Origin of the sequence: Maritalea mobilis, assembly GCF_004363175.1 — a bacterium.
Taxonomy (GTDB): Bacteria; Pseudomonadota; Alphaproteobacteria; order Rhizobiales; family Devosiaceae; genus Maritalea; species Maritalea mobilis.
The window spans coordinates 498,241-521,061 of sequence record NZ_SNYR01000001.1 but is presented as its reverse complement, the minus strand read 5'-3'; the positions used below and the strand labels follow the sequence as shown (position 1 = coordinate 521,061).

At 50.3% G+C, this 22,821-nt stretch carries 15 protein-coding genes; 9 read left to right on the top strand and 6 right to left on the bottom strand.

Features of this window, described 5'->3' with window-relative positions; all coding sequences use genetic code 11:
• Nucleotides 1–12: 12 nt before the first annotated feature.
• Together ATL17_RS02250 and ATL17_RS02245 are read left to right on the top strand one after the other, a co-directional pair.
• On the top strand, nucleotides 13–2,196 hold the full coding sequence (locus ATL17_RS02250) for an RNA degradosome polyphosphate kinase (RefSeq protein ID WP_133571147.1): 2,184 nt from the start codon (nucleotides 13–15) through the stop codon (nucleotides 2,194–2,196).
• Nucleotides 2,193–3,737, top strand: a complete 1,545-nt coding sequence (locus ATL17_RS02245; protein ID WP_133571146.1) for a Ppx/GppA phosphatase family protein — start codon at nucleotides 2,193–2,195, stop codon at nucleotides 3,735–3,737. Before ATL17_RS02250 ends, ATL17_RS02245 begins: the two co-directional genes overlap by 4 nt.
• A gap of 5 nt (nucleotides 3,738–3,742) precedes the next feature.
• Here the strand turns inward: ATL17_RS02245 and rnd are convergent, their stop codons facing one another.
• Nucleotides 3,743–4,909 carry a ribonuclease D gene (gene rnd / locus ATL17_RS02240; protein ID WP_133571145.1) on the bottom strand — a complete coding sequence of 389 codons (1,167 nt, stop codon included), beginning with the start codon at nucleotides 4,907–4,909 and terminating at the stop codon, nucleotides 3,743–3,745.
• Nucleotides 4,910–5,098: 189 nt separating this feature from the next.
• Between rnd and aspS the strand changes: the two genes are divergently transcribed.
• From aspS to ATL17_RS02225, 3 genes are all read left to right on the top strand, one after another.
• Nucleotides 5,099–6,871 (top strand): aspartate--tRNA ligase, encoded by a 1,773-nt coding sequence (aspS, locus tag ATL17_RS02235; RefSeq protein WP_133571144.1) that lies wholly within the window; start codon nucleotides 5,099–5,101, stop codon nucleotides 6,869–6,871.
• Nucleotides 6,872–6,999: 128 nt separating this feature from the next.
• On the top strand, nucleotides 7,000–8,655 hold the full coding sequence (locus tag ATL17_RS02230; protein WP_133571143.1) for an EAL domain-containing protein: 1,656 nt from the start codon (nucleotides 7,000–7,002) through the stop codon (nucleotides 8,653–8,655).
• A 102-nt stretch (nucleotides 8,656–8,757) separates the two neighbouring features.
• The gene (locus ATL17_RS02225; RefSeq protein WP_133571142.1) at nucleotides 8,758–11,052 is read left to right on the top strand and encodes an NADP-dependent malic enzyme; all 2,295 of its coding nucleotides are present in this window, start codon (nucleotides 8,758–8,760) and stop codon (nucleotides 11,050–11,052) included.
• Between the two features lie 18 nt (nucleotides 11,053–11,070).
• On the opposite strand, the gene ATL17_RS02220 is transcribed toward ATL17_RS02225, so the two are convergent.
• The 3 genes from ATL17_RS02220 to ATL17_RS02210 all read right to left on the bottom strand — a co-directional run bounded on the left by ATL17_RS02220 (nucleotide 11,071) and on the right by ATL17_RS02210 (nucleotide 13,665).
• Nucleotides 11,071–12,546, bottom strand: coding sequence for an AMP nucleosidase (locus ATL17_RS02220; RefSeq protein ID WP_133571141.1), 1,476 nt, complete (start codon nucleotides 12,544–12,546; stop codon nucleotides 11,071–11,073).
• A gap of 235 nt (nucleotides 12,547–12,781) precedes the next feature.
• Entirely contained in the window at nucleotides 12,782–13,237 is a 456-nt protein-coding gene (locus tag ATL17_RS02215) for an SRPBCC family protein (RefSeq protein WP_133571140.1), read from the bottom strand.
• A 2-nt stretch (nucleotides 13,238–13,239) separates the two neighbouring features.
• Nucleotides 13,240–13,665 carry a DUF1801 domain-containing protein gene (locus ATL17_RS02210; protein WP_133571139.1) on the bottom strand — a complete coding sequence of 142 codons (426 nt, stop codon included), beginning with the start codon at nucleotides 13,663–13,665 and terminating at the stop codon, nucleotides 13,240–13,242.
• Between the two features lie 246 nt (nucleotides 13,666–13,911).
• Here ATL17_RS02210 and ATL17_RS02205 point away from each other — a divergent pair, with 246 nt between their 5' ends.
• From ATL17_RS02205 to ATL17_RS02195, 3 genes are all read left to right on the top strand, one after another.
• Entirely contained in the window at nucleotides 13,912–14,661 is a 750-nt protein-coding gene (locus ATL17_RS02205) for a glycosyltransferase family 2 protein (RefSeq protein ID WP_133571138.1), read from the top strand.
• 136 nt (nucleotides 14,662–14,797) lie between these two features.
• On the top strand, nucleotides 14,798–15,181 hold the full coding sequence (locus ATL17_RS02200; protein ID WP_133571137.1) for a DUF4342 domain-containing protein: 384 nt from the start codon (nucleotides 14,798–14,800) through the stop codon (nucleotides 15,179–15,181).
• Between the two features lie 976 nt (nucleotides 15,182–16,157).
• Nucleotides 16,158–16,445, top strand: a complete 288-nt coding sequence (locus tag ATL17_RS02195) for a GIY-YIG nuclease family protein (protein ID WP_133571136.1) — start codon at nucleotides 16,158–16,160, stop codon at nucleotides 16,443–16,445.
• A gap of 347 nt (nucleotides 16,446–16,792) precedes the next feature.
• Here the strand turns inward: ATL17_RS02195 and ATL17_RS02190 are convergent, their stop codons facing one another.
• Both ATL17_RS02190 and ATL17_RS02185 read right to left on the bottom strand, forming a co-directional pair.
• On the bottom strand, nucleotides 16,793–17,557 hold the full coding sequence (locus ATL17_RS02190) for an abortive infection family protein (protein WP_246028617.1): 765 nt from the start codon (nucleotides 17,555–17,557) through the stop codon (nucleotides 16,793–16,795).
• A gap of 92 nt (nucleotides 17,558–17,649) precedes the next feature.
• Nucleotides 17,650–21,336 carry a vitamin B12-dependent ribonucleotide reductase gene (locus ATL17_RS02185; RefSeq protein ID WP_133571135.1) on the bottom strand — a complete coding sequence of 1,229 codons (3,687 nt, stop codon included), beginning with the start codon at nucleotides 21,334–21,336 and terminating at the stop codon, nucleotides 17,650–17,652.
• 738 nt (nucleotides 21,337–22,074) lie between these two features.
• Between ATL17_RS02185 and ATL17_RS02180 the strand changes: the two genes are divergently transcribed.
• Nucleotides 22,075–22,668 (top strand): response regulator, encoded by a 594-nt coding sequence (locus ATL17_RS02180; RefSeq protein ID WP_133571134.1) that lies wholly within the window; start codon nucleotides 22,075–22,077, stop codon nucleotides 22,666–22,668.
• Nucleotides 22,669–22,821 lie beyond the last annotated feature (153 nt).

The following is a 22,821-nucleotide window of genomic DNA, read 5'->3' as shown; positions in this document are numbered from 1 at the left end:
TGGAAGTGAAGTATGGACGAGATCATGGATTTGGCGGAAACGCCAAACAGCGAAGCCCCCGATATTGAGATTTTGTCACAAAGCCCAGCGCGCTTTGTGAACCGAGAGGTTTCGTGGTTGCAGTTCAACATGCGCGTGTTGGAAGAGGCGGGAAACAAGAATCATCCGCTTTTGGAACGTCTGCGCTTTGTGTCCATTTCGGCCAGCAACTTAGATGAATTTTTCATGGTTCGTGTGGCGGGTCTTAAAGGCCAGCTGCGGGCGGGCGTGACCCGATTGAGCGATGATGGCATGACGGCTTCTGAGCAGTTGGAAGAAATTGCTGCGCTTGCCCAGCATTTGCATCTTGAGCAGCAAGATAGCTGGCGCGCGATTCGAAATGAGTTGGCCGAGCAGGAGATCATCTTGCTTGATGTAAATGATCTCGGGCCGCAGCAATTGGCGTATTTGGAAGAGTTGTTTCAAGAAGAAATCTTCCCGGTGCTGACGCCGATGGCGGTTGACCCTGCGCATCCATTCCCCTTCATTCCTAACCTTGGTTTCTCGCTTGCATTTGAATTGCAGCAGCCGGGGGCGGATCACACGCTAACTGCCTTGGTGCGTGTGCCGCAAAATATGGAGCGGTTTGTCTTTTTACCGCAGGATTTGACCACTGGTTCTCGCATCGAAATGGTGACGATTGAAACGCTGATCAATTTGTTCTTTGAGCGCATGTTCCCGGGCTATGACGTAGTTGGTGCAGGTGCGTTTCGCGTTATTCGGGATAGCGAGATGGAGATTGACGATGAAGCCGCCGATTTGGTGGTGGAGTTTGAGTCTGCGTTGAAACAACGTCGGCGCGGGCAGGTGATCCGTCTTGAAATTGAACGTTCTATGCCACGCGCCTTGCGCCGCCGCATTGCGGATGAGCTGCATGTGGGCATTGAAGATACGTTTGAAGTTGAAGGTTTCTTGGCGCTTTCGGATGCGTCCAAGCTTTGTGATATTGAGCGGCCAAAACTGAAATTTCAGCCTTTCAATGCGCGTTTCCCAGAGCGGGTGCGCGACCATAATGGTGATTGTTTTGCTGCGATTAAGCAAAAAGATATTGTGGTGCATCACCCCTATGAAAGCTTTGATATTGTTGCGCAATTTTTGAAGCAGGCCGCGTCTGATCCGGATGTGGTGGCCATCAAGCAAACGCTTTACCGCACGTCAAATGACAGTCCAATCGTCAAGGCGCTTATTCAAGCTGCTGAGGCAGGCAAATCCGTTACCGCTTTGGTCGAGTTGAAAGCGCGGTTTGATGAAGAAGCCAATATTCGCTGGGCGCGAGATTTGGAACGCGCAGGCGTGCAGGTGGTGTTCGGCTTTATCGATTGGAAAACGCACGCGAAGCTGAGTCAGGTTGTGCGGCGCGAGAAGAAGGGTAAGCTGGTTTCTTACTGCCATATCGGTACGGGTAACTATCACCCAATCACCGCGAAAATTTATACCGATCTATCCTATTTCACTTCCAATGCGGCCATCACGCGCGATGTAGCGCGGGTGTTCAACTTCGTCACGGGTTATGCTCGTCCGTCTGGGCTTGAGTGTATCTCTGTATCGCCCATGTCACTGCGCGACACATTGTTGAAGCATATTGATGCGGAAATCGAGTTTGCTAAGGAAGGTAAGCCAGCAACCATTTGGTTCAAAATGAACTCGCTGGTCGATCCACGCATTATTGATGCGCTTTACGCGGCCTCACAGGCAGGGGTTGAAGTTGAGCTTGTTGTGCGTGGCATTTGTTGCTTACGTCCTGGTATTCCGGGCTTCTCAGACAATATTCGGGTGAAGTCCATCGTTGGGCGTTTCCTCGAACATTCACGCATTTATTGCTTTGGGCAGGGGCACGAAATGCCTTCGCGCAAGGCCGCCGTATTCATTTCTTCTGCCGATCTTATGCCGCGTAATTTGGATGGTCGTGTGGAAACCATGGTGCCATTATTCAATAAAACCGTTCATAAGCAGGTGCTAGACCGGATTATGGTTGCCAACATCAATGACAATCAGCAAAGCTGGGAGGTGTTGCCAGATGGCACCTCACGGCGGATTGAGCCGCAAGAGGGCGAACCGATCTTTAACGCGCAAGAATATTTCATGAATAATCCTTCGCTTTCAGGTCGGGGTAGCGCGCTGTCTCAAGATGGTCGTCATGATGAGGAAGATGATTGATCAAAAGCTTTGTTAATGCACTGCGTCGTCCCGCTGCACAGGGGCGAATTGGCAGCGACGATCCCATAGCCGTGTTGGACATTGGGTCCAACTCGGTGCGTTTGGTGATCTATGAGCGCCATGTGCGGGCTTTAACGCCACTTTACAACGAAAAAGTTGCCTGCGGTCTTGGGCGCGGCATGGCGCAAAGCGGCGAGTTAAACCCTGAAGGGGTGGAACGCGCATTAAACGGCATGCGTCGTTTTGCAATGGTGTGTTCACTCACCAAGGTCGAAACGCTTTATGTGTTGGCCACTGCCGCCACGCGAGATGCAGATAATGGTGGCGAGTTTATCACTGCGGTGCAGGAGATTATGGGCGTTGAGGTGCAGATTCTTTCTGGTGAAGAAGAAGCGCACTATGCGGCCCTTGGGACTTTGGCTGGCATGCCCAATCAGCGTGGCCTTCTCGGCGACTTTGGCGGCGGCAGCTTAGAATTGGCTGGCATTGATCTAGATCGCGTATTTGGCGGTGAAACTTACAAGTTAGGCGCCATCCGGTTGCAGGATGATAGCGATAACAACGCGTCAAAAGCCTATGAGATTGCTTGCGAAAAGCTCGCCGCTTCTGAATTGATCAAGGCGCAGCACTTGCCAGAATTTGTGGCGATTGGTGGCACATGGCGGGCCTTGGCGCGTTTGCATCAGGTCACCAATAGCTATCCGCTGTCAATGGTGCAGGGCTACCGTGTAGAAGCTGACGATATGTTGGCGCTTTGCGATTATGTGTTGAAGCAGGCTAAGAAGGGTGAAATTCCAGACGAAGCCCAAGTGCTGTCTTCCAACCGCCGCACCTTGCTGCCTTTTGGCGCTGCAGCGCTCAAAGCGGTGTTGGAAATTGGTGCATTTTCCTCGGTAAAGTTTTCCGCGCTTGGTTTGCGCGAGGGCTATTTGTTTGGTCAGCTCAGCGATGACGACCAGCGCGCTGATCCGCTGCTTTTGGCATGCCGTGAATATGCATTGTTGCGATCGCGTGCGCCTGCCCACAGTGCTGATTTATCCGCCTTCACCACCAAGCTTATTGAAACTGCACAAATTAAAGAAACCACCAGCTTAGTGCGGTTGCGTGAAGCGTCTTGCTTATTGTCTGATGTGTCGTGGCGGGGGCATCCTGACTATCGTGGTGCGCAAGCGGTGGATTTGGTGACCCTTGGTTCCTTCGTGGGGCTAGATCATGCCGATCGCGCTTACATCGCCACAGTCTTAGCGGCGCGTTATAATGGATTGAAGCCCAAGAAATTGGGGCATGAGGAAATTCTCAACTTATGCCGTGATGAAGATCAGGACCATGCGATTTTGGTCGCCGCCACTTATCGCGTAGCCTATTTGCTTTCAGCCGCAATGCCTGGTGTTCTCAATCAGCTTGATTGGGACATTGACGATGACAAGCTATATTTGTGCATTCCAAAGGGAATGGAATTTTTGGCGGCTGAGAAAATGATGCGGCGGTTTGATCAGCTGGCCGACTTGTTGAATCGGCAAGCTGACATTCGCATTATTTGACGGTTTTATTCGTCGTCTTCTAACGTCACTTTCACAGGCACAATGCCAGCTTTGGTGGCGCCAAGGGCCATTTTGCCATGTTTGATGGCCAAGGCTTTTTCGCCAAACACGTTGGCGCGCCAGCCCTTCAGCGCTGGCACGTCTGCATCATCATCCAACACGATTGAATCAATATCGTCACTTGTGGCGATGATGCGTGGGGCCACGCCTTCCTGCTCGCTGACCGCCTTAAGCAATACCCGCAGTAAATCGCCAATTGCGCCTTTGGGTGAGGGGCCGTTCGGCTTGCGTGGAATTTTTGGCAGGTCGGCTTTGTCGAGTTTTTGTGCCACTTCTACCAGCTTGATCAACTCATTTGCTGTGCTGGAGCGGCCAAAGCCTTTTGAAAAGGCGCGCAGGCGGTCAAATGCTTTGGGATTTGTAGGCTGCTGCTGCGACAGTTCAAACAGAGCTTCATCTTTTAGCACGCGGCCGCGCGGCACATTCTGCTTTTGCGCTTTTTCCTCACGCCATTCAGCCAGCATTTTCAAAAGGGCAAAGTCGCGTGGGCGATTGACCTTCATTTTCATGCGCTTCCACGCATTTTCTGGCAGCACGATGTAGTTTTCTGGCTGCATCAATGCTTTCATTTCGTCATTGATCCAGTCCCAGCGGTCGCGCTTGTCCAGCTCCGCCACAATATGCAAATAGCAGTCGCGCAAATGAGTGACATCCCCCAAGGCATAATGCAATTGTTTGTCGGTAAGTGGGCGGTGAGACCAGTTTGTGAAGCGGGAGCTTTTGTCCACTTGTGCGCCTGTAATCTGGCGGACCATATTGTCGTAAGAAATGCTATCGCCGAAGCCACATACAGCGGCGGCGACTTGCGTATCAAACAATGATTTTGGTGCTTCACCGGAGAGATTGACAAAAATCTCGACATCTTGCTTTGCCGCGTGAAAAACTTTCACCACTTCTTCATTGGCGAACAGTTCAAACATAGGTGTCAAATCAATGTCGGTGTCAATTGGATCAACAATAACGGCTTCGTCGGGCGTTGCCATTTGCACAAGGCAAAGTTTGGGCCAATAGGTTGTTTCGCGCAAAAACTCTGTATCAACGGTAACGAAAGGGTGTGCAGCGGCGGCCTGACAAAATTTGGCCAGTTCAGAGGTGGTCGTAATAATGTGCATAAATGCTTTCTGTTATTGAATCTGCTGTTTTTGCGCTGTTTTGCGATGCGAAGTGTTGGCCCAATAATGGCTGGAAATGGGTCAGACTTGCAAGAGCAGAATGAAAAACGTATCAGATGCTTGACAAATCGGGCGTGGCATGCGCTTTTCGCCCCCAAAAAGCCCTAGAATTTTGCGGGATTGGAATAGATGCATCTATATCGTAGCCACACTTGTGCTGAATTAAATAAAGATCATGTGGACGAGAAAGTTCGTCTGTCAGGTTGGGTGCACCGCATCCGCGACCATGGCGGCTTGTTGTTCATCGATTTGCGCGACCATTACGGGATCACCCAATGTGTGGTCGACCCTGATTCTGATGCGTTTGGGCTGGCTGAAAAAGTGCGTTCTGAGTTCGTGATCCGCGTTGATGGCGATGTGAAAGCTCGTGCGCCAGAAGCCGTGAATAAAGACCTCTCTACTGGTGAAGTTGAAATCTATATCCGCGATATGGAAGTGCTTGGCGCATCTAAAGAATTGCCAATGCCGGTGTTTGGCGATCAGGAATATCCGGAAGATATCCGTTTGAAATATCGCTTCTTGGATTTGCGCCGTGAGCGGTTGCACAACAATATTGTGATGCGGTCTAAGATCATTTCTTATTTGCGCAACACGATGGTTGGCCAAGGCTTCACCGAATATCAAACTCCAATTTTGACTGCGTCTAGCCCTGAAGGTGCGCGGGACTTCTTGGTGCCTTCACGTTTGCACCCAGGCAAGTTCTACGCTCTGCCGCAAGCGCCACAGCAGTTCAAGCAATTGCTGATGATTTCTGGTTTTGACCGTTATTTCCAAATTGCGGCATGTTTCCGCGATGAAGATGCGCGCGCTGACCGTTCACCGGGCGAGTTCTATCAGCTTGATATCGAGATGAGCTTTGTGGAGCAGGAAGATGTGTTCCAAGCCATCGAGCCGGTGTTGCGCGGTGTGTTTGAGGAATTTGGTGAAGGCAAGCCAGTCACTCAAGAATTCCCCCGCATTCCATATGCGGAATCTATGCGCAAATATGGTAACGACAAGCCAGACTTGCGGAACCCGATTGAAATGCAAAGCGTAACTGAGCATTTTGCTGGTTCAGGCTTTGGCATTTTCGCCAACCAAATTGCAAATGATCCGAAGGTTGAAGTTTGGGCAATCCCGGCACCAACTGGTGGTTCGCGCGCATTCTGTGACCGCATGAACAAGTGGGCACAGGGCGAAGGTCAGCCGGGCCTTGGCTATATCTTCTTCCGTGATGGTGAGGGCGCGGGCCCAATTGCCAAAAATATCGGTGAAGAGCGCACTGCTGCCATTCGCGATCAGCTTGGTTTGAAAGATGGCGATTCCGTCTTCTTTGTATGCGGTGTACCGTCGAAATTCGTTAGCTTTGCAGGCGCTGCCCGTACTCGTGCTGGCCAAGAGCTCGATTTGATCGATAAAGATCGTTTTGAGCTGTGCTGGATTGTTGATTTCCCAATGTTCGAGTGGAACGAAGATGAGAAGAAAGTTGATTTCTCTCACAACCCATTCTCCATGCCGCAAGGTGGCCTTGAAGCGTTGGAAAACCAAGATCCACTGACCATCAATGCTTATCAGTATGACATTGTGTGTAACGGCTTCGAGTTGAGCTCTGGCGCGATCCGGAACCACCGTCCAGAAATCATGAAGAAAGCGTTCGATATCGCTGGTTATGATGAGAGCATTCTTTATGAAAAGTTCGGCGGCATGTTGCGGGCGATGGAATATGGCGCACCCCCACACGGTGGCATTGCGCCAGGTATCGACCGGATTGTGATGTTGTTGTGCGGCGAAGAGAATCTGCGTGAAGTGACAGCGTTCCCGATGAATCAGCAAGCAGAAGATTTGTTGATGGATGCTCCATCTTCCGTATCTGCCCGCCAATTGCGCGAGTTGCACATTCGCCTAAATCTTCCGAAAGAGTAATTCTTTCAGTATATTAGCTAATTAAACGGCGCTCCTTGGGGCGCCGTTTTGCTGTTAATGTGGTTAATCCTGTGTTAAGGGCGGTGGGCTATGTTGGCGGAGTGGCTTAATTTGCGGGGCAGGCGACAGTGAAAGCCAAGTTCTCAAACTTTCTGATGATTTTGTGCGCCTTGTTGGCGTTCGCCCCGATATTGACCGTTGATTTCATGTTGGATGAATATGTGCGCATGCGTGAAAGCAAATCGCTGCGCGCGCAGGTCAGTTCCATCATTAATGAAACTCAAGGCAGTGTGAACAAAGCGCTTGCTTCGCTCAATGCCATCGTTACACGCAGTCCATCCCTTTGCACGCCAACCTTTTTGCAAGGCGCAGCGCAGCAAATGCGTGCGAACTATTTGTTGCGTCAATTGGTGGTGAATTCGCCTGACGGCAATGTGCTCTGCTCTGCTTATGGTGACGATTTCAAATATTCGTCTATCACGCCCACTATGACCATGCCCAGCGGTCCGCAGGAAATGACCATTGTGCGGATTGAAGACAGCGAACAGCCTTTGATCAAGGTAAGCATTAAGGTGCGGCCGGGGCGCGAAGTGTCGGCTTTCGTGCCGATCAATGTGCATTTGCTGGTGGAGGAGAATAACTCCATTCGCGGTGCGCTCATGACTCGTTATGCGCTCACCACGGGGCTCGCGATTGTCGAGTTTGGTGACCCAGAGGCCTATTACAATCATCCACGGCGCACGAGTGACTTTTTGTATGTGGAGCAGGTGGCCCAAAATGTGCCGATTAAGCTTAGCGCTGCGGTGCCTATGGATGTGGTGCGTGCTGATTATGCGGATTTGAAGATTGGCTTCACGATTGTGGCTTGTCTCACAAGCTGTGTGTTCTTGTGGTTGTGCATCCAATATGTGCGGCGGTCTCAAGCGCCAACATTCGATTTGGAACGTGCCATTCAAGCGGGCGAATTGCGCCCGCGCTATCAGCCGGTTATTGACTTGCAGACAGGTCAAATTGCGGGTTGTGAGGTGTTGATCCGTTGGGAAAAGCCAAATGGTGAAATCATTTCACCGGGGGCTTTCATTGAATATGCGGAATTGTCTGGCCTTGCCATTCCAATGACTTTGTCTTTGATGGAGCAAGTGCGCGACGATTTGGAAGATTTGTGTGCCCGCCACTCACATTTGAAAATCGGCATCAACTTGTTTGAACGTCATTTCCGTGATGGCTCAATTGTTGAGGATGTGCAGGCCATTTTTGGCGGCACGGAAGTGCGTTATTCTCAATTGGTGTTTGAGATTACCGAACGTCAGCCGCTTTCCAACATGGAAGGCGTGAATTCGATTATCGACGACCTGCACGAGCTTGGTGCCAAAGTGGCGTTGGACGATGCGGGCACAGGGCACTCAAACCTCGCTTATATTCAGAAGCTTGGTATTGATATCGTCAAGATTGACCGGGTGTTCGTGGAGTTGATCCGTCACCGCAATGTGCCGGTGCCAGTTGTCGACGCGTTGATTGGCATGGCCAATGAGCTGCAAACTGAGATCATTGCGGAAGGCGTTGAAACCGAAGAGCAGGCGCTCTATTTGCGGGCAAAAGGCATCCGCCAAGCTCAAGGCTTCTTGTTTGCGCCAGCGCTTCCAATTGAGTCCTATCTCGCGCTTGCTGAACGCATGAACAATGAAGAGGTCAAGCTAATCGATGATTTCGATGATGACCTTGTTGTGTTCGATGATGACGCAGATGACGATGTGGATGCCGCGCGCGATACAAACGTTGCTTAAATTTGGTTTGAATTTCCACTTCTTGGCAGAATCTGAATAAGTTGCACTTTTCTTTTGCTGCATTTGGTGGCACACCAGAACCGGTGAACGAAAGGGACTTAGATGGCTCAGGATTCTGACGAAACCCAACAATCTTTGCGCGATGCAGCGCTTCACTTCCACAAATGGCCAAAGCCCGGCAAGCTGGAGATTACAGCGACAAAACCGTTGGGGAACCAACGCGATTTGGCGCTAGCCTATTCGCCTGGTGTTGCGGCGCCTTGTGAGGAGATTGAAAAAGATCCAAACCTTGCGGCAGATTATACCTCCAAAGGTAACTTGGTGGCCGTAATTTCAAACGGTACTGCGGTGCTTGGCCTTGGCTCAATTGGCGCGCTTGCGTCAAAGCCAGTGATGGAAGGTAAAGCGGTTCTGTTCAAAAAATTCGCTGGTATCGATGTGTTCGATATTGAGGTGAATGAGAACGACCCGGCGAAACTGGTCGATGTGATTGCGCCGCTTGAGCCAACATTTGGCGGCATCAATTTGGAAGACATCAAAGCCCCAGATTGCTTTGAGGTTGAGGAGAAGCTGCGTGAACGCATGCAGATCCCTGTGTTCCATGATGATCAGCACGGCACTGCAATCATTGTTGCGGCGGCGGTCATCAATGGGCTGCGTCTGGCGAAAAAGAAGATTGAGGACGTGAAAATTGTCACGTCAGGGGCAGGGGCTGCGGCCATTGCCTGCTTGAATCTTCTGATAAGCCTCGGCGCTAAGCGCGAGAATATCTGGGTGGCGGACCGTGATGGTTTGGTGACCAACAAGCGCAAGGATGATGTTGACCGTTGGCGTGCATCTTTTGCGCAGGAGACCGATCTCACCAAAACAGCCGAAGTGATGGAAGATGCTGACATCTTTATTGGGCTTTCCGCTGCGGGTGTGTTGAAGCCTGAAATGCTTGCCAAGATGGCGCCTAATCCATTGATCATGGCTTTAGCCAACCCAACGCCAGAAATCATGCCTGAATTGGCGCGTGAAGCACGTCCAGACGCGATGATCTGCACAGGGCGGTCTGACTATCCGAACCAAGTGAATAACGTTCTCTGCTTCCCGTTTATTTTCCGCGGTGCACTTGATGTTGGTGCCACAGCGATCAATGAAGAAATGAAAATGGCCGCGGTGCATGCCATCGCCAAACTGGCGCATGAGCCTGCTTTGGAAGCCAGCACCTCGGGCACTGACGCTACATTTGGTCCGGATTATTTGATCCCGAACCCATTTGATCAGCGGCTTATTTTGCGCATTGCGCCTGCAGTTGCCAAAGCAGCGATGGAAAGCGGCGTCGCGACACGTCCAATCGAAGATTTTGAGGCTTATAAGTTCCGCCTGACACGCTTTGTGTTCCGTTCTGGCATGGTGATGAAGCCGATTATCGAGCGCGCTAAGTCCGATCCGAAACGTGTTGTGTTTGCCGATGGTGAAGATGAGCGCGTGTTGCGGGCCACCCAGGTGATCTTGGAAGATGGTATTGCCAAGCCAATTTTGATTGGCCGCCCATCTGTAATTGAAAACCGAATTGAAAAGTTCGGTTTGCACCTGCGTCCGGGACAGGATTTTGAAGTTATCAACCCAGAAGATGATCCTCGCTATCGTGACTATGTTGACGAGTTCCATTCACTGGTAGGGCGCTCAGGCGTGACGCCTGACACAGCGCGGACCATTGTGCGGACCAACACCACGGTAATTGGCGCTTTGGCGGTTAAGCGTGGCGACGCCGACGCGCTGATTTGCGGTTTGCAAGGGCGCTACATTAAACATGTGCGCGACATCAAATCCATCATTGGCCTAGATTCGGCATCTTCTGACGTTTCTGCATTGTCCATGCTGATTTTGCAGCAGGGTGTGTTCTTCTTTGCTGACACCTATGTGTCCATGAACCCATGTGCTGAAGAGTTGGTTGAAATCGCTATGCAGGCGCAAGACCATTTGAAGCGGTTTAATTTGGAGCCAAAGACAGCCTTGATGTCTTATTCCAACTTTGGGTCGCGCGATGGCGAGAGCTCAGAGAAAATGCGCGAAGTTTATCGCCTGCTGAAGCAGAAGGCGCCGGACCTTGTGGTTGAAGGTGAAATGCAGGGCGATGTGGCTTTGAATTCACTGCTCCGCGAGCGCTATATTCCAAACAGTGAGCTGCAAGGTGAGGCGAATTTGCTGATTTTCCCAAACCTTGAAAGTGCCAATATTTCAATGACCTTAATCAAGGAATTTAATGAAGCACTTGCAGTTGGGCCGATCCTGATGGGCACAGCGCAACCAGCGCATATTTTGGCTCCATCTGTCACCAGCCGCGGCATCGTGAACATGACCGCAGTTGCTGTTTCAGAAGCCATTGGATTGCAGCAAGACGGGGAATAATCCCCGTCTTGTGACGGCTTATTGAAAAGCTGTTTCCGCAAAAGACCGCAGCTTGCGCGAATGGATGGCATGCGCAGGCTGCTTTTTTAATATTTCCATCGCCCGAATGCCGATTTGAAGGTGTTTCGACACCTGCTTGCGATAGAAATCGCTGGCCATGCCCGGCAGCTTCAATTCGCCATGCAGCGGTTTGTCTGACACGCAAAGCAAGGTGCCGTATGGCACGCGGAAGCGGAAGCCGTTGGCGGCGATGGTTGCGCTTTCCATATCCAATGCAATGGCGCGAGATTGGGATAGCCGTTGGGCAATTTCGGTTTGGTCGCGTAGTTCCCAATTTCGGTTGTCGAATGTTGCTACTGTGCCTGTCCGCATGATGCGCTTGCGATCTTGCCCGGACAGGTTGGTGATTTCCGCCACAGCTTCTTCTAAAGCCACTTGCACTTCCGCCAGCGCCGGGATTGGCACCGATAGCGGCAAATCCGCGTCCAGCACGTGATCTTCGCGCACATAAGCGTGGGCCAGCACATAGTCGCCTAAGGCCTGCGAATTGCGTAGGCCGGCGCAATGGCCCAGCATCAACCATGCGTGGGGCCGCAGAACGGCAATATGATCAGTGATGGTTTTCGCGTTAGATGGCCCAACGCCGATATTGACCATGGTGATGCCGCTGCCATTTTTCGCTTTCAGGTGATAGGCGGGCATTTGTGGTTCGCGCGGGGGCGTTACACCTACTGTTTGTCCGTCTAGGCGCGAGTTTGTGGTGATCACATTGCCGGGCTCAACGAATGCGTCATAGTCCGGGTGACCTTCTTCCATCCATTGATGGGCGGTGCGGCAAAATTCTTCAATGTAGAAGCCGTAATTGGTGAACAGCACGAAATTTTGGAAATGCTCGGGCCGTGTCGCCGTGTAATGCGCAAGGCGGTGCAGCGAATAATCTACGCGCGGCGCTGTGAACGCTGCCAGAGGGTATGGGCCACCTTGCGGTGGAATGAAGGTGCCATTGGCGATCTCATCATCGGTATGTGTCAAATCAGGCACGTCAAACAAATCGCGCAGCGGGATATTGAGCGCGTTGAATGTATCACCATCTAGCGTGTCGGCTGGTTCCAAGGCGAAATGCACGGGGATGGGCGTTTCAGATTCGCCCACCTCAATTTCGCAGCTATGATTTTTCAGCAGCAGTGAAAACTGATCGGTCAGATAATGGGTGAACAATTCCGGGTCAGAAAGGGTGGTCTCATATATGCCGGGAGAATGCAAAAAGCCAAACGGCAGGTGAGAATCAACCTTTTGAAAGCTGGTGTTGCGCACTCTTGCCAATGGGTATGTGGCCCGCACATGACCTTCCGGCAAATGCCCGTCATTAAGTCTTTTCACGGCATCGCGAATAAACTGCGTGTTGCGTTTATAGATGGTCTTCACATATTCAACGGCCAGATCTGCCTTATCGAACTTTTTGAAGGGGAGGCTAGGCGGTTGAATGATTTTCATGTGGGACCTCTATGTTCTTCTATTCATTATTAAAACTAGCACCATTTGGGGGCATGTACAGCTTTTGAATATTTTTTGATCACAAAAGTGTGACGGCCTTTAATTGGTCTAATCTGATGCCCATATGTTGGAGAGCAGTCATTCAGCCCATGATTGCAAAATGGCCGTCGCTTTCCAACACCTCCCCCTTTGCAGCCCTCATGTGTTGGTTTGTGACGGCCAAAAAATTTCCACGCTACGTAGCAGCGCGTTTTTCCGCTTCAATTTTGGCATCGCGTAAATCCTTTTGCAGCATATCTGCCACTTGCCCGATCATACGGGAAAATAATCCACTCAAAATTTTGGCCATCAATGTTTTAGGCTTGGCTCGAAACTCGAGCGTGACTTTTGTGCCATTTTCATTTGGCTCAAAAGTGTGGGTGCTGTGATATTCGGTGCCATGGGCGAAGCTATAAAGCACAAATTTTGACGGGGCAGTGAACTCGATCACTTCCATTTCTTCCGTCGCTTCACGGCCCATCATAATCCGTGTTTCGCTGAATCTTGTGCTGAGCCCAGTTGTTTGTTCTGACAGTAATTTCGTGCTGATGATCGCCTCGATAAAATCGGGATAATTTGGGAAGTCTGCCAGGGTGGTAAAAGCCAATTCTGGCGCGCAGTCAAATTGTTCTGAAACGGTGATTGTGGGCATAATTATTCCGGATATTTTTCTGCCATATAGGCGAGTGACTGGGTGATGATTTCTTCTAAAATTGAGTCATCAATATCGCTCAAGCGTTTGATGTAAAGACAACTTTTGCCAGTTTTATGTTTGCCGAGTTCTTCAAGTAAAGATTCATATGTGCTGAAGCCGCTCATGATATAAAGCACCAGGTTCGCCTTGCGCGGCGCAAAGCCAACACGCAAAAAATCACCTTCGCGGCCACTGTCATATTTATAATGATAGGTGCCGAAACCGATGATGGAGCTGCCCCACATTTTCGCCGGATGGCTAGAAAGGCGCGTCATCAAATCTTTGACCTTGAACGCATCTGCACGCTTTTGGTCGTCCTCAATGGTGTTCAGATATTCAACCACATCTTGTGAGGTGGCTTGGGTCTTGTTTTCGTTTTTCGCCATATTCCCCTCCGATTAATTGAGTATTCCATGATCTTTTGCCGTTGGCCAGAATTGGCGAAAATATTGGCAGATAAAATGACACAAGATTTTTGGGATCGTGTGACGTGTTTGCATCGGATTTTCAGGGCATATAGCGATTTCCACTGCATGGTTGTTTGACCTGAGCGCAAAATGGTGTAATGCAACCGCGCAACACAGATTTAATTTGCTGCATGGCGCAAAATTGGCGCCCACAAAGGAGCACACATGCAACTGGCTTTTGTTATTCCCGCTTATAATGAAGAGCGGCTGATCGGGCGCTGCGTTGAATCCGTGGTGAAGCGCGTGAAGGACTCTGGCGTGGCGTGCGAAATTATCGTGGTCAATAACGCCTCGACCGACCGCACAAAAGAGATTGCGGAAAGCTTTGAAGGTGTGACCGTGGTCGATGAGTTTGAAAAGGGCCTCGTTTATGCCCGCCGTGCTGGCTTCAATGCCTCAACTGCCGAATTGGTGGCCAATATTGATGCGGACACTGAGTTGCCTGAAGGTTGGATCGAGACGGTGATCTCTACCTTTGAAAAAAAGCCAGAGTTGGTCGGGTTGAGCGGCCCTTATATCTATTATGATTTGTCGCTTTGGAACCAGTTCCTTGTGCGTATGTTCTATGGCATTTCCTATCTCGTTTATCTGCTGAACCGCTTTGTGCTTAAAGTCGGCTCCATGATCCAGGGCGGCAACTTTGTGATCCGCCGCAGCGCCTGGTTGAAGGCTGGCGGTTATGATACGTCGATCTCATTTTATGGCGAAGACACCGACATTGCGGTGCGGCTTTCTAAAATTGGTCCGGTTAAGTGGACCTTTAAATTGCCGATGCGCACTTCTGGTCGTCGCTTGGCGGAAGAGGGCGTTTTCCAAACCGCTGGCACCTATGTGCTGAACTTCTTCTGGGTCACGTTCCGCGGCAAGCCAGCCACCAAAGATTACAAAGATATTCGGCCTGAAGATAAGCAATAATGCTTGTTTAAGCCGATCTGGTTAGTGCGAAGCCGTCTTGTTTCAAGGCGGCTTTTTGCATTTTATTGCCTTGTCAGTGCTTGTTTAGGTGGGATTTGTGCCCACATCTAGGGTGTTAGACATTCTAGGAGACCAGATGATGGTTGATGAAAACGGCAAAAAGTCCAACGAGCAAAAAGGCAGTTGGGAAACCTTCACCGAGGAAGTTGAAGTGGCTGGCCACAAGCTGGTGGAAGAGATCACGCGGCTGATTTCCGATGGCAATGTGCGCAAATTGCGGGTTCGTTCCTCCAATGATGATGTGATGATCGAAGTGCCGCTGACTGGCAGCGTGGTTGTGGGCGGTGTTGTTGTGCTCGCCGCGCCTTGGTTGGCGTTGTTGGGCGGTTTGGCTGGCGTTTTGGCCAAGGTCAAAATCGAAGTTGTGCGGGATGTGGACCCTGACGCCGCTGATGATGGCTTTGACGACGAAGATGGGACTGCCGAGAAGCCTAAAAAGGCGAAGAAGAAAAAGAAATAGGCTTTGGCTTCTGCGGGTTGAATTTGTGGGTGGGCGGTGCTTTTCGCTATCGCCCGCTGTGCTTTCGACGGTCTGGCTCGGCACCCGCGAAGATTGTTTTTGCCGCCACCGGACATTGCGTGTCCGTCCCCGGTGCCCCCGGAATTTTTTCTTGCCGCCGTCGCTCGCTGCGCTTACTACCCCCGCCGGTTGTTGGTACTCCATTCTTGAGTTCATGCAAGCGCGCGGATGTGCCTGACGAACTTGCGCACTCAGGGAACGATGGTTTGCGGGGCACGAGGCAGATTCAGGCTCGCTATGTAGCGCAATGAATGAGACCAAAACTGCCTCGCGCCAGTGGCGTTTGTCGCTTTCCTGATTGGCTTGGGCTGCTGACCCTTTATTCCCATCCAATAAATGGATTGCCCTCGGTGTTGGGCACAACCAAACAGGTGCGCGATGCGCCGCGTCCGGCCCATCAACCACTTCTTCTTTCATCTGTTTAATGGCCGCAGAATATTCCGCGAAAACAGATATACCCCGTTATCCGTCAATAACCGCATGGGGCAGAAGATGGCGCCATTTTATCATGGGTTGCGGGGGCGGGGATAAGTTTGCTCAAGGTAATTGGTTGGATTTTGAGTGGCTAATTGGGTTTTTGTCCTAATTTTATCGATAATTCAGTGTGTTACGTGATGTAATTTTCGCGAGAATTGAAATGCTGTGAGGTGAAGTTTCAATTTATGATTGTGCTTTGGTAGCGAAAAACTGCTTTTGATGAGGTTGCTCGTGGCTACTGTCTAAGTGCTTTGTGGTTGTCCTCAAATGGATTGCAAGGTCGAGCCTTGCAATGACGGTGGCGGAGGAGACGTTATTGGCGAACAATAAAGTTTTGACGGGATTTGAGGCTGGGCGTGGTTTCTTCCACGGCAGCGCTATCCTCCATCGTCACCACCGGACTTGATCCGGTGGTCCATTTGAGCTCAAATCTAGCGCTATGGGTGGCTGGGTTTACATCATGACGAACAAATTGAATGGCACGCTTTATGTGGGCGTGACCAATAATTTGGTGCGGCGGGTTTGGGAGCATCGTCAGGGGGATGTTGCGGGCTTTACCCGCTCTTATCGTCTCAAACGCCTTGTTTATTTCGAAGGGCATGACAATATTTCAGCTGCAATTCAGCGTGAAAAGGCCATCAAAGGGTGGTCTCGTCGGTGGAAAGTGGAACTGATCGAAGCGTTTAATGCCGAGTGGCGCGACTTGTTTGATGAGATTGCGGTATAGAGCGCCAGTTTTCTTGGGTTAGGTGCTTTGTGGTTGCCCTCAAATGGATTGCAAGATCAAGTCTTGCAATGACGGCGGAGGAGGCGAAGCATCGGGTAAGTAGAAACTCTTTCTCTATTTAAACGTCTGTTTTATAAGACTTAATCCAGCCACTTCCGTCGCCACCGGACTTGATCCGGTGGTCCAATTCACGTTTCCTCACATAGAAGCGTTCATGCCTTGATTTGTGCTTAATTGGATCCCTAGGGTAACCTATCATAGGCAGGACGGCTATCACGCAATGTGCTTATCTTTGTCGCGTGGGCTTTTGGTGTTTTGATTCAATCATTGCCGCGTTCAATGAGTGGTTATTGATCTTTATTGTTCAAATAGGTTTCTACTAAGAATGATCTTATTGTTCCTGCTAGGTTTACGGCTAGCGTGGCATGTCGCTTTGAAGGCTTTACGGATGCTTTAAAACCTGCTCTGCCATGGGAATCCGAAAGTTTGTTCCGTAATGTGCCGAGACCGTTTACCATCGTGAAGGCTCCACTTAGAATTGATTTGAATATCTCTTCTGTGTGTTGTTCCGGCGAAAGATTAAGCTGATGTGCGGTTTTGCGATAAAGCTTTGGTAGTTCATCCTTGTCTGAATAACTTACCTCATATTGTTCTAGAATCTGTTTGCATACGCTTTCAACCAAAGTCCTTGCTATTGTGATTGCGCCTTCCGGATCGCTTTCCCGTCTTTGGATTGCTTTGTCCCATAGAGATTTTACTTCTTGGATAGACAGTGCAGATAGTGCAAGATTAATTGGTGAATCCGATGGCTCTGTGTGACCGTTCTCGATGTATTCAACTATTTTGTTGAAACCGTTAGAAATCAAAGTGCGTCGTTCTGCATAAGTGTCCGCTTGAAGCTTAATCCATCCCCAGAATGCATCAAGCGTTCGGTGCGTTCTAACGAATTGCGGTAGTCTTTCCTTAAAAGCTTGGTCGCCTAAAAAAGGGCGCCTTAGCGCCTGATAAACCTTGTTGTCTGGATATGAACCGGTCGCTCGCTCAATAAGAATGCCTTCAAGCATTTCGAGTTGCTCTCGCTTGTCTGTTGGGAGTTCTAATTCATAGTCCACAGATGAACGTAGCCTCCAAAGGATTCCTCGATTTTATAATTGGCAATCAGAATAGAAAAGCCCGAGCATTTCTGCCCGGGCTTCGTTGTTTCTTAGCTACAACCTGTAGTGCTTCCGCAAGTGTCACACTTTAGGCAGGTGCCGTTGCGGACCAGGGTGAAGTTTGCGCATTCGGGGCAGGCTTCGCCTTCGTAGCCTTTCATGCGGGCCTGAGCGCGTTGGGTGTTGGTGTCGGCTGTTGGGGCAGGGGCTGCCTCTTCAACTTTGCCCAACTCCTGTTCCACCTCTTGCTTGAGGGCTGTTGTGGCCTTCATCATGGTGGCGGCGCTGGTTTGCATGGCTTGCACTTTGTTGGTGCTGACCGCGGTTTCGGTGGTGACGAGCATCAAGGTTTTATCCTTCACGCGGCCACGGGTGAGGCCTTTGGACACATATTGATCTGCCGCCACATTTTCACCGCCGTCTTGGCTGGCTGCGCTGCTGCCGCCATTGTCTGGGGTGACATGGGCCAAATCGCTACGGTCGAGGTAAGAGATCGCCAATTCACGGAACACATAGTCGAGAATTGAAGTTGAGCTCTTGATCGAGTCGTTGCCTTGCACAAAGCCTGCTGGTTCGAATTTGGTGAAGACAAAGGCTTCAACATATTCTTCAAGCGGCACGCCATATTGCAGGCCAAGAGACACAGAGATCGCGAAGTTGTTGATCAATGCGCGCAGGGTTGAGCCTTCCTTGTTCATATCAAGGAAGATTTCGCCCAAGCGGCCATCTTCATATTCGCCAGTGCGCAAGAAGAGGGTGTGACCGCCAACTTTGGCCTTTTGGGTGTAGCCCTTGCGGCGTGTTGGCAATTTCTCTTGCTCGCGAACCCGCTCAACCACACGCTCTACAACGCGTTCGGCCACTTTTTCAGCAATGGCAGCAGTGCGCTCTACAGGTGATTTTGCGATCAATTCTTCTGTTGCGTCCAAACCATCTTCATCATCCTCATCATCGGCAAGCAATTGCGCGTTCAAAGGCTGGCTGAGTTTCGAACCATCGCGGTACAAGGCATTGGCTTTCAAAGCGAGTTTCCAAGAGAGCATGTAGCTTTCTTTACACTCTTCCACCGTTGCCGAGTTTGGCATGTTGATGGTTTTTGAAATCGCGCCAGAGATGAAAGGCTGTGCGGCTGCCATCATGCGGATATGGCTTTCAACGCTCAAGAAGCGTTTGCCGATCCGGCCACATGGGTTGGCACAATCGAACACATTGTAATGTTCTTCTTTCAAGTGCGGTGCACCTTCAAGGGTCATGGCGCCACAAACGTGGATGTTGGCGGCATCAATTTCTTTCTTGGAGAAGCCAAGCGCTGCGAGCATGTCAAAGTTCATGTCATTGAGCTGCTCATCAGTGAAGCCAAGCTCATTTTTGCAGAACTCTTCGCCCAAGCTCCATTTATTGAAGGCAAATTTCACGTCGAACGCGCTGCCAAGGCCCGCATTGATCGCTTCAACCTTCTCATCAGTGAAGCCTTTGGCTTTCAATGTGGTTGGGTTGATGCCTGGGGCTTGGTTCAAATTGCCGTGGCCCACTGCATACACTTCGATCTCAGCGATCTGATCTTCTGAGTAGCCAAGTGTGCGCAAGGCTTCAGGCACAGCGCGGTTGATGATTTTGAAGTAACCACCGCCAGCGAGCTTTTTGAACTTAACCAAGGCAAAGTCTGGCTCAATGCCGGTTGTGTCACAATCCATCACCAAACCGATGGTGCCGGTTGGGGCAATCACAGAAACCTGTGCGTTGCGGTAGCCGTGCTTTTCGCCGAGTTTCAACGCATCGTCCCATGCTTTTTTCGCATGGTCGACCAAGCGTGAATCTGGGCAGTTGGCATGATCCAATGGAACAGGGTTGATAGACAGCTTTTCATAGCCATTATCATTGCCGTGGGCCGCATTGCGGTGGTTGCGGATAACGCGCAGCATGTGCTTTGCGTTTGGCTTGTAGCTTGGGAATGGGCCCAATTCTTTCGCCATTTCCGCTGATGTTGCGTAAGACACACCAGTCAAGATCGCTGTGATGGCACCGCCGATGGCGCGGCCTTCATCTGAGTCATAGCCAATGCCAGATGTCATCAACAGGCCACCAATATTGGCATAGCCAAGACCCAAGGTGCGGAACTCGTAAGAACGCTCAGCAATGGCTTTAGATGGGAACTGCGCCATCATCACAGAGACTTCGAGCACAATGGTCCACAAGCGCACAGAATGTTCGAACGCTTCGATCATGAACTGACCGTCTTTGGCGCGGTATTGAAGCAGGTTCAATGAGGCCAAGTTACAGGCAGTGTCGTCCAGGAACATATATTCTGAACATGGGTTCGACGCGCGAATGTCACCAGATGCTGGGCATGTGTGCCAGTCGTTAATGGTGGTGTGGTATTGAATGCCGGGGTCGGCACAAGCCCAAGCGGCATAGCCAACGCTATCCCACAAATCGCGGGCTTTCAGGGTTTTCGTTGGCTTTTTGGTGATGCGGCCAACAAGATCCCAATCTTTATCTTCCTCAACTGCGTTCAAGAAACCATCTGTCACGCGGATTGAGTTGTTTGAGTTTTGTCCTGCAACGGTCAAGTAAGCCTCTGAATCCCAGTCTGTGTCATATACAGGGAATTCAAGATCAGTGTAGCCTTGCTGGGCGAACTGGATCACGCGCTGAATGTAGTTTTCAGGCACGAGTGCTTTTTTTGCCGCGCGCACTTCGCGCTTAAGGGCAGGGTTTTTCTGCACATCAAAGCAATCATTGCCAGCGCCTTCGCAATTCACGCAGGCCTTCATGATGGCTTTCATATGCTTGGAAACGGTTTTTGACCCGGTGACGAGGGCGGCAACCTTTTGCTCCTCTTTCACCTTCCAATTGATATATTCTTCAATATCTGGGTGGTCGATATCGACAACCACCATTTTCGCCGCACGGCGTGTGGTGCCACCAGACTTGATGGCGCCCGCTGCGCGGTCACCAATTTTCAAGAAAGACATCAGGCCAGAAGATTTGCCGCCGCCAGAAAGGCCTTCGCCTGAGCCGCGCAAAGAAGAGAAGTTTGAGCCTGTGCCTGAGCCATATTTGAACAAGCGGGCTTCACGCACCCAAAGGTCCATAATGCCGTTGTCATTCACCAAATCATCTTCAACAGACTGAATGAAGCACGCATGAGGCTGGGGGTGCTCATATGCTGATTCAGAGCGAACCAATTTGCCTGTGAATGGATCTACATAATGGTGGCCTTGGCCCGGACCATCGATGCCATAGGCCCAATGCAGACCAGTGTTGAACCATTGTGGAGAGTTTGGCGCGCATTTTTGGGTGGCGAGCATGTAGCAAAGCTCATCAAAGAAGGCGCGGGCATCTTCTTCATCATCGAAGTAGCCGCCTTTCCAGCCCCAATATGTCCATGTGCCTGCCAAACGGTCGAAAACTTGGCGGCTATCAATTTCTGAACCGAACCGTTCTTCTTCAGGCAGCTTTTCAAGTGCCTTTTCATCCGGCACTGAGCGCCACAACCAAGATGGAACGCTGTTTTCTTCTACTTTTTTGAGGACTTTAGCCACGCCCGCTTTGCGGAAATATTTCTGCGCAATAATATCAGCTGCTACCTGTGACCAAGACGCTGGAACATCAATATTTTCCAGGCGGAACACGATGGACCCATCGGGATTTTTGATTTCGCTCGTGGCCTTGCGAAATTCAATGCCAGCATAGGCCGATTGGCCTTTTTTGGTGTAGTGCCGCTTAATGCGCATTCGAGTATGCCCCCAAAATTATGGACACAAATAGTGTCCGATCAAACCAATGTTGGTTTTCAGTTTCTGTTGTTCGCGTTCCTGTTAGGTGTGAGATACGAGCCGTTCTCACTAGGCTTGTTCGCCTTTTTTTATCCGCTGCCCGCCTGGCTTTCTTGCCAGTGTGAAACCGGGCTTTGGATGCAATAAAGTTTTCGAATGTGGAGCCAATCTGGTGCCATTTAAACCTTGGTTGCGCTTGGTGAGGCGCGAAGGTCATTCCTAAATGGTGGCCACCTTTTTCGGCGTCGCGCCAAGCATTATTGGGGCGACACGGGGTGGGCGATTGGTCATCATACGGATACTCAATTTGCATTTTTGAACCTACATTTTTCCCAAATTTGTTCAAGGCAAATTTTTTCAAAAATTACCACCACTAGTGGTTGGTGAGCTAAATATGGCCCATATCTGGTATATATTATGTGAACAATGGGGATAAGTTGTGGCAGGTGCGATTCGGGCTTTTTGACTAGATTCGGCAAATTTTGCCCATATGGTTCGGCTAGCGAACAAGCTGAAAAGACGGGCCTATCTTACGAAAAAATCAGCAAAACTCTGCATATGATGAATGAAATGTGAAGAAGTTCACACGCAAAACTGCTTGCGGATTGATCCGATTAGGAAGCCACCCAACTTTTACGCAAATGCTGTCAAGGGCATAATTTTGGAGTGTATTTGCGTTTTTTTGGATTTTTTTTCATGTCATTTCAATTCGATCAAAAGTCATTTCACGCCAAAGAAGCCAACATTGTTGTCGTAGAGCCTGCGCGACACATGCAAATCCTTTATCGATCAATGCTTAGCGCCTCTGGCGTGCGCAGTTTACGTGTTTTTGCGAGTGCGGAACGGGCAGCCGAATCGATTCTGGCGACACCACCAGATATAGTGTTGGTGGATTGGGGCGATGAACGCCCGGTTGGCGAATATTTTCTCGATCAGTTTCGCGATCAGCGCCTATATCCTGTGTGTCTGATCCCTATTATCGTGATGATGAGTGTGGTGCGGAAAGGCCGGTTCAACAAAGCCATTAGGCTAGGGGCCCATGCTGTGTTGGGTAAACCTATATCTAGTGCCAAGCTGTTTGATTACATCACTTGGATATTGGCGTCCGAATTCCCTATGGAATTGAACGGAAGTCGATATGTGGTGCCCAATCTGTTGCAACGGGTGGATGCTGAATTTGCCAATAGTTCCAAATTTGGCGCCGATTCGATGGCTGAGGCACAACATATGGCGCAGATTAACTCCATTCAGTCTGATGTGGACCGGATTTTGAATTCTGCTTTTTATTGATTGGCTGTTCTTTTTGCGCGGCATTGGAATTTGCGCTTAAATCGCCACAATATGCTGATTTTTTGCGCCAAAAGGGTTTTGCGCACTAGGCTTGGCCAATGTTAGGTGCTAAATGCTTGGCAACGAAACATCACAGATTGTGGCGATTGGAAC

Excerpts from the sequence above, each read along its gene's own strand:
- ATL17_RS02200 (WP_133571137.1), top strand. The coding sequence starts at position 14,798 with ATGATGGTTGATGAAAACGGCAAAAAGTCCAACGAGCAAAAAGGCAGT.
- ATL17_RS02210 (WP_133571139.1), bottom strand. The coding sequence starts at position 13,665 with ATGGCGAAAAACGAAAACAAGACCCAAGCCACCTCACAAGATGTGGTT.
- ATL17_RS02195 (WP_133571136.1), top strand. The coding sequence starts at position 16,158 with ATGGGTGGCTGGGTTTACATCATGACGAACAAATTGAATGGCACGCTT.
- rnd (WP_133571145.1), bottom strand. The coding sequence starts at position 4,909 with ATGCACATTATTACGACCACCTCTGAACTGGCCAAATTTTGTCAGGCC.
- ATL17_RS02250 (WP_133571147.1), top strand. The coding sequence starts at position 13 with ATGGACGAGATCATGGATTTGGCGGAAACGCCAAACAGCGAAGCCCCC.
- ATL17_RS02215 (WP_133571140.1), bottom strand. The coding sequence starts at position 13,237 with ATGCCCACAATCACCGTTTCAGAACAATTTGACTGCGCGCCAGAATTG.
- ATL17_RS02220 (WP_133571141.1), bottom strand. The coding sequence starts at position 12,546 with ATGAAAATCATTCAACCGCCTAGCCTCCCCTTCAAAAAGTTCGATAAG.
- ATL17_RS02225 (WP_133571142.1), top strand. The coding sequence starts at position 8,758 with ATGGCTCAGGATTCTGACGAAACCCAACAATCTTTGCGCGATGCAGCG.
- ATL17_RS02185 (WP_133571135.1), bottom strand. The coding sequence starts at position 21,336 with ATGCGCATTAAGCGGCACTACACCAAAAAAGGCCAATCGGCCTATGCT.
- ATL17_RS02205 (WP_133571138.1), top strand. The coding sequence starts at position 13,912 with ATGCAACTGGCTTTTGTTATTCCCGCTTATAATGAAGAGCGGCTGATC.
- aspS (WP_133571144.1), top strand. The coding sequence starts at position 5,099 with ATGCATCTATATCGTAGCCACACTTGTGCTGAATTAAATAAAGATCAT.
- ATL17_RS02180 (WP_133571134.1), top strand. The coding sequence starts at position 22,075 with ATGTCATTTCAATTCGATCAAAAGTCATTTCACGCCAAAGAAGCCAAC.